Source organism: Ferrovibrio sp., assembly GCF_025869515.1.
GTDB lineage: Bacteria > Pseudomonadota > Alphaproteobacteria > Ferrovibrionales > Ferrovibrionaceae > Ferrovibrio.
Genome location: NZ_JAOZVR010000098.1, coordinates 35,727 through 48,068 on the forward strand (window position 1 = coordinate 35,727; position 12,342 = coordinate 48,068).

Annotated in this window: 12 protein-coding genes; all 12 read left to right on the plus strand. The window is 61.9% G+C overall.

The genetic code is table 11. From position 1 onward, the window contains the following. The first annotated feature begins 3 nt into the window (after positions 1–3). The 12 genes from OJJ21_RS16900 to OJJ21_RS16955 all read left to right on the plus strand — a co-directional run bounded on the left by OJJ21_RS16900 (position 4) and on the right by OJJ21_RS16955 (position 12,302). Positions 4–2,355, plus strand: a complete 2,352-nt coding sequence (locus OJJ21_RS16900; RefSeq protein ID WP_297688012.1) for a tape measure protein — start codon at positions 4–6, stop codon at positions 2,353–2,355. Positions 2,356–2,395: 40 nt separating this feature from the next. Continuing rightward, positions 2,396–2,962 (plus strand): hypothetical protein, encoded by a 567-nt coding sequence (locus tag OJJ21_RS16905; protein WP_297688013.1) that lies wholly within the window; start codon positions 2,396–2,398, stop codon positions 2,960–2,962. A gap of 219 nt (positions 2,963–3,181) precedes the next feature. Then, complete coding sequence (locus OJJ21_RS16910) at positions 3,182–3,376, plus strand: hypothetical protein (RefSeq protein WP_297688014.1); 195 nt, start codon at positions 3,182–3,184, stop codon at positions 3,374–3,376. 1 nt (position 3,377) lies between these two features. Beyond that, complete coding sequence (locus tag OJJ21_RS16915) at positions 3,378–5,117, plus strand: hypothetical protein (RefSeq protein WP_297688015.1); 1,740 nt, start codon at positions 3,378–3,380, stop codon at positions 5,115–5,117. Positions 5,118–5,129: 12 nt separating this feature from the next. Next, positions 5,130–5,774: a hypothetical protein gene (locus OJJ21_RS16920; RefSeq protein ID WP_297688016.1), complete on the plus strand. Its 645-nt coding sequence runs from the start codon at positions 5,130–5,132 to the stop codon at positions 5,772–5,774. Between the two features lie 14 nt (positions 5,775–5,788). Continuing rightward, positions 5,789–7,876, plus strand: a complete 2,088-nt coding sequence (locus tag OJJ21_RS16925; protein ID WP_297688017.1) for a hypothetical protein — start codon at positions 5,789–5,791, stop codon at positions 7,874–7,876. Positions 7,877–7,942: 66 nt separating this feature from the next. After that, the gene (locus OJJ21_RS16930; protein ID WP_297688018.1) at positions 7,943–8,308 is read left to right on the plus strand and encodes a hypothetical protein; all 366 of its coding nucleotides are present in this window, start codon (positions 7,943–7,945) and stop codon (positions 8,306–8,308) included. After that, entirely contained in the window at positions 8,301–10,631 is a 2,331-nt protein-coding gene (locus tag OJJ21_RS16935) for a hypothetical protein (RefSeq protein ID WP_297688019.1), read from the plus strand. The genes OJJ21_RS16930 and OJJ21_RS16935 overlap by 8 nt, the downstream gene beginning before the upstream one ends. A gap of 132 nt (positions 10,632–10,763) precedes the next feature. Further along, entirely contained in the window at positions 10,764–10,892 is a 129-nt protein-coding gene (locus OJJ21_RS16940) for a hypothetical protein (RefSeq protein ID WP_297688020.1), read from the plus strand. Positions 10,893–10,957: 65 nt separating this feature from the next. After that, the gene (locus tag OJJ21_RS16945) at positions 10,958–11,674 is read left to right on the plus strand and encodes a hypothetical protein (RefSeq protein ID WP_297688021.1); all 717 of its coding nucleotides are present in this window, start codon (positions 10,958–10,960) and stop codon (positions 11,672–11,674) included. After that, complete coding sequence (locus tag OJJ21_RS16950; protein WP_297688022.1) at positions 11,671–11,913, plus strand: hypothetical protein; 243 nt, start codon at positions 11,671–11,673, stop codon at positions 11,911–11,913. Before OJJ21_RS16945 ends, OJJ21_RS16950 begins: the two co-directional genes overlap by 4 nt. Next, positions 11,913–12,302 (plus strand): hypothetical protein, encoded by a 390-nt coding sequence (locus OJJ21_RS16955; protein ID WP_297688023.1) that lies wholly within the window; start codon positions 11,913–11,915, stop codon positions 12,300–12,302. Before OJJ21_RS16950 ends, OJJ21_RS16955 begins: the two co-directional genes overlap by 1 nt. Positions 12,303–12,342 lie beyond the last annotated feature (40 nt).

Genomic DNA, 12,342 nt, shown 5'->3' on the forward strand with positions numbered 1-12,342 from the left:
GCGATGAACCGCGCCTCGGGCATTATGAACCGGCAGGCGCGAGAAATCGAGCGCCGCGGCGAGACCATGCAGAAGCGGCTCGACGGCATCGGGCGGGGGGCGGCAAATGGCCTGATTGCGCCTTTGTCTAGCATCGGCGCGGCGCTCGGCGTGCGTGAAATTGCCAACTACGCCGACGCATGGACCAATGCCGGCAACAAGATACGTGCCGCCGCGACCGCGTCCAATGTGCAGGTTCGTTCGCTTAACGATCTGAAGGCCGGCGCCAATGCCGCCCGTACTGATCTGGAAAGCTACGTCGATCTCTATGCCAAGCTGATCCGCAATGCCTCCGGCGTCGCCAAATCAGAGCAAGAAATTGCTACGGTCACAGAGACTGTATCCAAGGCGTTTAAGGTCGGTGGCGCGTCCACCAGCGAGCAGACGGCGGCTATCCTTCAGCTCGGGCAGGCGCTCGGCTCTGGCGTGCTGCAGGGCGATGAGCTTCGTTCGATCCGAGAGAATGCGCCGGTCGTAGCCAAGGCAATCGCCGCGGAGATGGGGGTGTCGATCTCCCAACTGAAGGAGTTGGGCGCGGAGGGTAAGATCACCTCCGACATCGTGTTCCGGGCGCTTTTGAATGCTCAGGACGAGGTCGAGCGTCAGTTCAAGTCTACCAATGCCACGATAAGCGACGGCCTCACCAACGTTAATAATGAGTTCTTGGCCTATATCGGAAATGCCGATGCATCGTCCGGCGCGAGCCGCGGGCTAGTAACTGCGCTCCTGGCTCTATCCACTAATTTTGGTGTTGTGGCGGACTCCGTTGTCGTACTATCAACGCTGATTATCGGCGCCCTTACGGGGCGCGCTCTGGCGGGGATGGTTGTAACCCTTGGGCAGGCCGTAACCGCCCTTGGAGCGCTTCTCACCGCACTTCGTGCTGGCGCGCCCATCGCCGCAACATTCACTGCCGCGCTCGGCCCCATAGGCATTTTGGCCGGGCTCGCTGCCGCTGCGCTTCTATTGCTGTCATACAATCAGGAAACGGCAGACAAGGCGGCGCAAGAGCACAAGAAAGCGATCGATGAGCTTAAGACGGCATTCGGGCTAGCCCAGTCTGGTGCGGATGGGGCGAAAGAGAGTTTTGCCGGACTGGCGCGCGCACACATCGAGTCCGCCAAGGCGGCTGTGGCTAACGCCGATGCTCAATTGCAGGCGGCTAAAGCCGTGCAGCTTGCCGGCCAGACGATGGCCCCGGCCTTTGGCGAGGCCGCCGGCTTGGCGGCCGGGCAGCAGGGGTTCAATGATGAAGCCGTTACGTCTGCCATCGCAAAACTGGAAGCACGCAAGGCTGAGCTCGCAGACCTAGAGACGAGACTGGCTAACCCGGCTGCCGGGCTTTCCGCCCCAACTGCCGGATACGGCACTGGCGCTGCTGCAGCTCCCGCCGCCAAGGTCGGGCGCAAGACCGCGGACGATAAGTTCCGCGAAGATCTGCAGGGCATCAAAGATCGTACCGCGGCGCTAGCTGCCGAACAACAGATGATCGGTCAGAGTGTAGCGGCGCAGGAATCGCGCCGTGCACAACTGGACCTTGAAGCGCAGGCCCTCGCCGACCTTCGTGAGGAGGCTCGCCGCAAAGGTGAGACTGACCTCGAGAGCGTTCAGTTGGCGCCAGAGCAGATAGCCAAGATCAAGGAAGTGGCTGACGCCTATGGGCAGCAGGCCGAATCTCGTCAGCGTGCACAGCAGACGTTTGGTGATCTGAACGACCTCGGCAAGGATGCGCTTAGCGGCTTTATTTCAGATATCCGTGAGGGTGTCTCGGCCGCGGATGCTCTGTCGAATGCGCTGGATCGCGTCCTCGATAAACTGCTGGACATGGCGCTGAACTCCTTGTTCAGCCAGAACGGCGGTATTGGCGGCGGGCTATTTGGCGCACTTGGCTCTGCGCTCGGCTTCGACGAAGGCGGCTACACCGGCCCCGGCGGGAAGAACCAGCCGGCTGGCGTCGTCCATAAGGGCGAGGTTGTCTGGTCACAGAACGACGTGCGTCGCGCAGGCGGCGTCGGCGTCGTGGAGGCGATGCGCCACGGACGGCGAGGATATGCCTCTGGAGGCGTAGTTCTGCCGTCTAGCATGCCGACCAAGGCGCCAACCTTGCCACGCATGTCCAGCGGTGCCGGTGCCCGCTCTTCCACCCCCGGCCCGATCAGTGTCAGCATCGACCTGAAGGGTGCCAACGGCGACGCCACGATTGCACAGATCGCGCAGGCCGCCACGGCGCAAGGCGTGCAGCAGGCTCTGGCGGCTTACGACAAGCGGCTCCTGCCCAACATCCAGACGCAGAGCCGACGGCTCGACACGCGGTAGCGCCGCGTAACTGCGGCACCACAACGGCGGACCCCGCACAATGGGCTATCTCTCTGAAACCGCTCGCGCTGCTGCCGAAGGGCGGTCGGTGTGGGCGGTGATCCTTGTCTACCTCGACTTCACGTCTGGCCCGATCCGGGTGTGCCTGTCCGACTGGGACGTGGTGTCCGCCGGGCAGACGTGGCAGGCGCTGGGAAAGCTAGGGTCTATCTCGGCGATCGATGTGCCGATGAACGGCACGGCGCCTATCGTCACGTTGACGCTGTCTGGCGTCGACCCGGCGATCGTGCCGAAGGCGCTCAACTCATCTGATGAGGTGAAGGGGCGAGGTGTTGCGATCTATGTCCAGTTCAAGGACAGCAACTTCCAGAACTTTGATAGCCCATATGCCTTGTTCATCGGGACAATGGACCAGATGAGTATTGATGGCTCTGGAGTTGATACGCGAACCATTGAAGTTAGTGTCGAGTGGTTGTTTACGCGCCGCGCGATCCCACCGTTTGCCTATCTGTCTGACCGCGACCAGAAGACGCTGTTCCCCGGTGACCGTGGCTTGGAATTCATGGCTTCGATGCAGTCGAAGACCATTGAGTGGCCGATTTACTGACCGGCCACCTACACCAGCCTAATAGGCCAATCCATGACACTTGCTGAATTCCTCAGAGACGGCGCCACACGCCGTTTCGAGTGGGGCGTGTGCGATTGCTGCATCTGGGCCTGTTCGTGGGTGCTGGCACAGCGCGGCGTCGATCCAAGCGCCCCCTGGCGCGGCAGGTATAGGACCGCCCGCGGCGCGCTCCGGCACATTCGGAAGGGCGGAGATTTCGTGGACGTGGTCAGCCGCGCCATGGCAGCCGCCGGGCTTGCAGAAACCTCCGATCCGCAGCCCGGCGACGTTGGCGTGGTGCTGACCGACATGGGCGGGACGCTGGCTGTGCGCACCTCTACGGGGTGGGCCTGCAAGTCGGAGCGTGGGGTTGTCGTTGCCCCGTATGAGCTCGTGAAAGCATGGACGGTTTGAATTGCCCGCAGCTCTTATCCCTATATTCGCGGCTGTTCTGCCCGCGGTCGGCCCGATATCGCTTGCGGCCGGCGCTGGGTTCGGCATTGCAACCGGCACGTTCGCCGCAGCTTCCGTCCTTGCTTATGCCGCGACCACTGCCATCACTGTTGGGCTGTCGCTTCTGCTCACCCCGGACAAGCCGAAGGGCGACCCGCAGCAGCTCACCGTAAAGCAGTCCCTCCCGGCCCGCACCCGCTCTTATGGTCGCGTTAAGGTTAGTGGTGCCTTTGCCTTCATCCAGACCTATGCTGGCAACCTCTATGAGATCGTCATCCACGGCGAGGGGCCGTGGGACGCCATCGAAGAGTGGTGGCTGAACGACAAGAATGCCGCCCCGGTGGCTGGCGTTGTCAGCACCGCGCCGTGGACCGGGTTCATTCGGTTCGAGAGTTTCCTCGGAACCGACAGCCAGCCGGCCGCTTCGCTTCTGACGGGGACCTTCCCGGCGTGGACCGCTGATCATCGGTTGCGCGGCCTTGCCTATTCCGTGGTGTGGCTGTCGGCCGTCGCCGAAGACAAGTTCTCTAAAACCTATCCGAACGGCTCGCCGTCAGTCCGTGTTGTTGCGCGCACTTCGCAGGTATACGACCCGCGCACCGCAGCGACGGCGTTTAGCGAGAACTCTGCTCTTTGCATCCGCGACTATCTCACGCACCCGCGCGGGTTCAAGATCAGTTCGGCGCTGATCGATGACGCCAGCTTCATTGCTTTCGCCAATATATGTGACCAGGCGGTAGCGCTGGCGGCTGGCGGGACAGAGCCTCGATATCGTGTGGCGTTCACCTACGACATGGTGACAGAGCCGCGTGAAATCCTGCAACAGTTGCTGCAGAGTTGCGACGCCGAGCTTTATCCAACGCCTGACGGCAAGGTTGGCATTCGCGGCGGCGAGTGGACCGCGCCCACGGTAACTATCGGCCCCGAGCATATTCGAGCCTTCCATTACGTACAGGGTAACGACGGACTATCGGCTTTCAATCGCCTTAAGCTGACGTTCACGTTCCGCGCTGCCGACTACCAGCCATTCGAGTGCGACCCTTGGGAAGACCTGGCCAGCCAAGCGCAGGTTGGTGTGCTTCAGCAAGATCTAACACTCACGCAGGTGCCGAGCTTCACGCAGGCAAGGCGGCTGGGAAAAATATTCAGCCACAAGAGCAACCCTCGTCATCGGCTTGAACTGCAGGTCGATGCCAAGGCGCTTGACGCGTTGGGCGAGCGCATCGTGCACGTCACGCTCCCTGAGTTGGAAATCGACGAGGATTTCTTCGTCGAGAAGTTCGAGCTTCAGGGGGATTTTTCTGGTGGCACGATGACCCTCGCCTCTCTTTCGTCTGACGCTTACGCGTGGACGACGGCTGAAGAAGGCACGGCGCCGGTAGCGCCAGAATCGGCGGCGATTGACGTAACCCCGCCGACTCCTACCGGGTTGGCGTTGAGCATTTCCACAGTCGGCGGTCTGCGCATCTTTGGATCGGTAGATCCCCTAACTGGCACGGCCTGGAGCACGGCCGGCAGGTACCGCATCGTCGGCGCCACGGACTGGATCAACATGGGCCACGACGGCGACTGGTCGTTCAAGTCCGACTACGTTGACGGTGCCACCGATTACGAAGTCCAGGCCGCGCACACGGGCTATGGCGGGATCAATTCCGGCCAGGTCAGCGCATGGACGGCAAGCTCCTTCATATCAACTAGCTGACGAGGCACATCGATGACCATTCAATGGCCCGTGGCTCTCAAGCCGCGGTCGATGTCGCATGAGCTTCGAAGCTTCGCCCTGTCCGGCGGACGGTCGATTGTGGGCACGGAGCAGCGTGTTTTCGCAGGCGTTGGCCGATGGGAGATCACTTACGAGGTCCCCGTTCACACACGGGCGCAAGCCCTGGCGTGGCGCGCCTTATTGGCCCACCTCCGCGCCGGAGGGGACGTGTCGGCTAAGGTATTCGACAAGTGGCGCGCCGTCGGCGGAAGCGATTCCGCCACCGTGACCGCAGCGGCGAGCAAAGGCGCAACTGTTATCGCAGTCGACCCGGCCGGCGCGACGGTTGAGCCGGGACTGCATTTCTCGATCGCCGGCCGCCTCTACCGGATCTTGGATATTCAGGTCGACGAAGGCGGCGACTGGGAGGATGGCGAAGGATGGTCCGACGCCGAGGCATGGCCGGATGAAGACGTCGGCGATGGAATCTCGCTGCGCATCCTTCCCCCGCTGCGTGCAGCCGTAGCGGCCTCGCAGCCTGTGAGTTTTAGCGACCTTCGGTGCCTCTGCGTGATTGGCGACATGCAGGGCGGCGACCTCGATCTCGATCTTGGCCGCTTCGCTACCCCGACCATCACGCTCGTCGAAGCGCTCTGATCTCTGAGGACAACATGGCCATCTCCCCCCTGCCGGGCAGCACTTCGCATGGCGCTGTGCGAAGCACGACGAACCAGCTTGTCGACGTCGCCAACAAGACCGTACGCGAGCAGATCGCCCCGCCGGAGCGGCCGGGCGAGGCGCCATCGCTGTGGACCAATTACCCCTATGAAGGGCTGCCGGAAGAACTGCCAGGCGCTGTAACCAGCACAATCGATACATCCGGCCGGACGGTCCGACTCTCCGGTGGAGAGCTCGTTGCCTCCCGGCGCTGCTGGTCGATCGAGAATGGGCGGGCATATCGGGTCCGCTACGTTGTTCAGCGCCGAGCCAACACGCCAGATCCAGCTGGCGATGCCGTAATATTCGGTATTACGTACTTCACATCCTCTTATAACTACATCTCTGGTCAGCCATCGGTCTGGGTTCAATCGATCAACGATCTTGTCACTGCCGACAATCGTACGGAGGTGACGGCGATCTTGTCGACATCGGCCGGCGCTGGAATTCAATTCGTGGCGCCGCCGACGGCTCGCTTCTTCCGCCCCTATGTACAGACAATGGGCGTCGGCTCTTCGACGGACGTCGAGGTCATTGAGGTGACCGACGTCACCGATGCTCAGATCTGGTCTCCTGATGTCAGCGCGTTCAATGCGCGCCTGGCAGCCCTGGAGTCGGCCAATCTTCCCGTGCGCGTGGAAGAGATCGAGGAGAGCCTCGACGCGCCTGGCGTAAAGACCTTTATTACCCAGTCTGACGCTCAGGCGGCGAGCGTGCCCAGCTCCGTCAACATCCTGCGCATCTTCTCCAAGACCTTGCCGGACTTCCCGGTAGATGCGCTGTACCGACTGACGGTCGGCGGCGACTATGACATCCAGACAGCGGACGGAAAGCGCTGGCAGGTCATCGGCCCGCGGTATGACCTCGCCGCCTTCGGCGTGAATGGCGGGAACGACGCGAGCGACGACGCGAAGATCCTGCGCGCTTTCGATCGCGTCCGCCTTGGTGGGGCATTGGAAATCCCAGCAGCATCTTTTCGGGCACCTCCGGGCGGTATTACCCGCAGCGACATCTATGTCAGGGGCTCCGGCGTGCCACAGGTCTCGGCGGACGGCAGTTGGCTCATCGGCGGCAGTCGCTGGCTTGGTCGTTTTGCCATCGACGGCGACAATCTTGTTCTGGATGACTTCGGTGCCGATGCTGGCGCAGGCGTGCTCGGGGCGGCAGCGGCTACGGACGCCATCAACGTGCGGGCCGTTGACAATTTCACGGCCGGCACGATCCGCAAGAACATTCGGGCGCGCAATCTCGTCGGCCTTTGCAAGAACAACACGTCCGGCGTGCACGCGATCCTGATGGAGGGGCTGGACGGCTTCGAATTTGAGGGGCTGAAAAGCCACCGAGGCCTGTTTGGAACGGTGGTTAAGGGCATCAATGGGGTCGTCAGGAACACAAAGGCGCGTGAGTATGGCCAGGCTGGCCTCGCTCTGAAATCCGACTGGTACGCCACCACTGGTGTCGTGGATATCGACGGCGTCATGGGTGAGACCACGGCTGCCAATGCGGACGGCCTACTCGCCGTCCACGCCGCGACCGCGAGCCTGTCTCGCTGGACGGCCCGTGGCATCAATGCGCTTGGCGGTCGGCGCGCCGTGATCCTGATCGGCGCTCCGCGTCCGACGGGGGCTTCCACCCCATATGATCCGGGTCCGCCGGTGGTGCCGGGAACCTTCCCGTACTGTGCGCTCTCGGATTTCATCATCTCCGACGTCACGGCGCAGCAGTTCAGCTTCCGAGGTTTTGAGACCTCCGGCGCGCTCTTCAATGGGCGCATCAGCGGGCTGAATCTCAAGACCACGATTAGCACAGGCACGATCGGTCTGCTGACCGATCCGCAGACCTTCGATCTCGACATCGAGAACGTGACGTTCAACGGCCCGAGCTTCAACGCCTCGGCCATCAGCCTCGGTGGGTTCTACCGGGCACGGAACATCACCTCGATCGTCGGTTCGATGGGCACACCCAACGGCATCAACCAAGCCTATCTCTCAGGCGATGCCCACGTGTCTGTGGTCAGTCCGTATTACGGCACGCTGAGCTAAGCCAGCCGCACCGCCGCCTCTCCGAGCCCGCCTCTTCGGCGGGCTTTTTCATGTCCGGAGCCCATCATGGCCGCCGTCTACAACTTCGCCGTCGATCGCGGCGCGAGCCAGCCGCCTATTGTCTTCAGGCTGCCCTACGATTTCACCGGATCGATCTTCGAGATGAAGGTCCAGCCATCAGGTGGAGAGGCGCTCCTGCTCTCCACCGAGAACGGTAGCCTCGCCATGGTAGTCGAGGCCGGCGTCTCGGTCATTCGGGACGGCATCCAGACCAGCGGCTCCTTCACCGCGCTCACCTGGGCGTACACGCCCGAGCAATCCCGCCTCATCACCAAAGCCGAATACGAGCTCCAGCAGACCGACGCCTTCGGCGAACAGGTCGTCTGGATGCGCGGCTCCATCTCCGGAATCGGGGGCCTCAACAATGACTGACGCAACACCCTTCCGCCCGACCGTAATCGAGGTCGTGAAGCAGGGGCCGGCAGGGCCGGCCATCGGTGACGTGCGCGGCCCGTGGGCGGCGGGCACGTACCGCCGCAAGTCTCTCGTGACCCATCTCGGATCGCTGTGGCTGGCACAGCGTGATACGTCTGGCGTTCCCGGGGCTAGCGCCGATTGGCTGCAACTGGTCGCGCCTGGTAATCCGACGCCGGCGGCGGAGGCTGCTCGCGATGCGGCGCTCGTCGCTGAAGCCGGTGCTGAGGCTGCTCGCAGTGGTGCCGTAGTCGCACGGGTCGGGGCAGAGACCGCTCGCGATGTTGCGATGGATGCGCGCGACGTCGCGCTTGAGGCGAGGGACGACGCCTTCCAGGCTATCGTCAACCCCGGCGTTTACTATGACACGCTTTCCGAGCTTGAGGCCGATCTTGCTCATCCCGACGGCACGATGGGCGTGGTTGATGACGATGGTGCAGCGTCTGGCATTTACCGGAAGGTAGGGGCGTCTGGCACAGGATCGTGGGTCAAGAAGTCTGACGACACCATCCAGGGCAGCGCCGACCGGGTTGCCGCCATCCGCTCCGACCTTTCCTCCACCTCCGACCCGGAGAAGGGGGCGGGGGCTGTGGGATTCAATCCAGATGAGACGTATGCAGCGGGTACGTTGGGAGATGCCGTTCGAGGTATCCCGGCGACGCCGTATTTGGCGACGGGAGCCACGGCTGCCCGCAGCCCATCTGATAGATCATCCGACTGGATCAGCATCAAGGACGAGGGAGCAGTAGGAGACTGGGACGGTTCGACCGGACGGGACAACTCGCTGGACTTTGACCGGGCTCTAGACCGAACCGGGCACATCGTCGTCCCCCCTGGACGCTACTACATCGGGTCCAAGATTGAGAAGGTATTCAACAACGCTGTCTCTATTCGCGGGGATGGGCGCGGGCCGGTTGAGTTAGTGTTCGGCGATGCAGCCGGCGGCCTGCACTTCGACTTTTCGTCCGAGACGTATACGTGTGATGCCTTCGACCTTTCTTTGGTATCGGGCGTAGAAGGCTCTGCGGAGGCGTTGCGCGTTGAGTATCCTATACCAGCGACGAGCGCGCGTATGCCACAAGTACGCATTGCGGGCGTGCAAGTTCGGGGAGACACGATCCTCAACGACTACTTTGATAACGGGCTAGTATTCGTCAACGCTAGAAGCCCGATAATCGAGGACTTCTGCTACTCTGGCCGTTGGTCGACTAGCGCTATGGGCGGTAAGTCAATATTGTTCTCCGGGCAGACTATTAATCCTATCGTTAACAGAGCAAATTTCGTTGGGGCCGAGAACGGCGTCTACGTAGAGGGGACCTGCGAGGGTGTGCAGGTCCTTAATAGCCAAAGCTCCTTGATGCGTGTAGTCGTGAAGGTCGACAAAGACACAATTGGCCCTCAGCTTGTCGTTGCTGGGTGCCACTTCAACGCTGACCAGGGTGCTGTCCATGTCGCTAACATGCAGCAAGTGTATGTTCTCCATAATTTGTTTTATGGAGCACCCCAAGGTGGCGGCGTCGTCTCTGATGAATATGTTGGCCTACTTCTCGATCAGTCGGCTGGAGGAACTACATCCGGCATCACGTATATCGGCAACCAGACATTCCAGATAACCGGCCTCGGAGGCCCCGGCACCGGGCTGAAGACTCTAGGCAACGTTGGAAACATCCATGCTATCGGCAATATGTTTCGTGGCATGGATGTCGGTTTCGATCTCAGCGCCGGCACGACGGCTGGATACGTTGCGTTCAATACATATCCGGAGACAACAACACAATTTACCGGCGGCGCCACCTCTGTCGTCAGAATGGACCGGTCTGACGGAACAAATTTCCGGGTCAATTTTGCCGGTATAGATACCTTACTTCTCACGCCGGACCAGCTTCAACTGACGCGCTACGTTGCTAATGCCAACGGGCAAAATCTTGTCCAGCGTCGGTCCAGGGGCACAGCGGCATCTCCCGGCGATCTAACTCTTGCTGACCGAGTTGCCCGGTGGGATCACCAAGCCCGCGTTAACGAGACTTGGCTGCAAGCGGCGCTCGTGGAGAGCGTTATTGACAGCACTCCTTCTGGGTCCAGTTTTGACGGCGCTTTGTCGTTTCAGGTTCGAAACGGTTCTTCTCTCGTTAATGCGCTTGCGCTGTCGCGTCATGGCGCAAGAGTGGGGCCGCAATTTAACAACGATCCAGCTTCGGGAATGTTGGAAGGTGACGTGTACTGGAACCTCGTTAGCCACAAATATAGGGTCTACAACGGGACGACATGGGCCGATATTTAGTGCATTGGCACCATAGTCGCTCGCAATGACAACCAAGCCGCCTCCAGGCGGCTTTTTCATGTCCGGAGCCCCGCATGGCGGCGTAGCGAGCCGCCTCACGCCCTCCATCCCCTGACAACCCGGAACCATCCCATGACGCTCATGCTGTGGGTGTGCCTACTCGCGCGCCCGGCGGAATGCCGGGCGGAACGCATCCCGACCGACGTCTCGGGCCGGACACACATGGCGCCCGGCCTGGTCGTGGCCGTGACCAGTTCGTGATGAGCCCGGCCCGACGCCGGCCAAGATATCGCCTCTCATCGCCACCTGACAATCTGGAGCCTACCATGAATCGCACGGTCTTTTTCGACCGCGTGCGAGTGTCGCCGTTTGGCGGCTCGCTCTCGCAAGCCCAAGTCAACGGCCTCACGACCCTCATCGATGCGGCGGGCAAATACGGCGTCAAGGACGTGCGTCATCTGGCCTATGCGCTGGCGACCACGTTCCATGAGACCGCACGTACCATGCAGCCGATCGCCGAATACGGGCGCGGCAAGGGCAAGAAGTACGGCGTCAAGGGCAAGTACGGTCAGGTGGCTTATGGCCGCGGCTACGTGCAGTTGACGTGGGACGAGAACTACGAGCGTGCCGACAAGGAGCTCGGGCTCGGCGGCTCGCTGCTGAAGAATTTCGACCTCGCGCTCCGCCCCGACATCGCGGCGGCGATCATGTTCAAGGGCATGGCGGAAGGGTGGTTCACCGGCCGCAAGCTGGTGCACTACTTCTCAGCGCAGTCTGACGACCCGGTCAATGCCCGCCGCATTATCAACGGCACGGACAAGGCACGCACCATCTCCGACTATCACGCGGTGTTCCTCGCTGCGCTGATGGCTGCCGGGTGGGGCGCAGTCGACGCTCCCGTGGCTGCGCCGGTGCCCGCGGCGGCTGTCGTGCCGACAGCACCCGAGCCCGTACTTGATACCAAGTCAGTCGGTGTCGGCTCGCTGCTTTCTGCATTGATCTCCATCCTGCTCACAATCTTCAAGAGGAGCGCGAAGCGATGAACACACTTCGTATGGTCATGCGCTGGCTTCGTGCGCAGGCCGGGCCACTGTCGCGCATCCTGCTTCGCGTGCTGGCCGGCGCGCTGATGGCCAAGGGCTATTTGTCCCCATCTGGCCTCGACTTCGTCACCAATGACCCGAACGTGGCCATGGTCGCCGAGGCTGGCCTTGGCTTCACGCTGTGGGCCGTTGCCGAAGGTTGGTACGGCTTCGCCAAGCGCATGGGTTGGGCCACCTGATGTTCGCCACCATTCTCTCTTGGCTCGGCGGCGGGATTATCAAGCAGTTCACTGGTCCGCTGCTTGATGCCTACAAGGCGAAGCAGGCGGCGACTAATGATGCGGCACGCATCGAGGCCGAACAGACCATAGCGAGGCTGGAGGCGGCGCGCGACATCGCGCTCGCCGAAGCATCAGACCGTTGGTCTGCGACGCGGATCGGGCGGCTCCTGGTGGTGTTGCCGTGGGGCATCTGGTGGACGGCCATCTTTGTCGTGTCGATCATCAATCCGCTGTTCGGCACGTCCCTCGTCATTCTGGACATCCCGCCCCGGATCTGGGATGCGGCCAACATCCTCATCCCTGCCATTCTCATCGGCGACGCGCTCGCACTATGGAAGCGCAAATGACCCGCACCGAAAATGAAAGGCTGGCCGTGGTGGAGAGTGA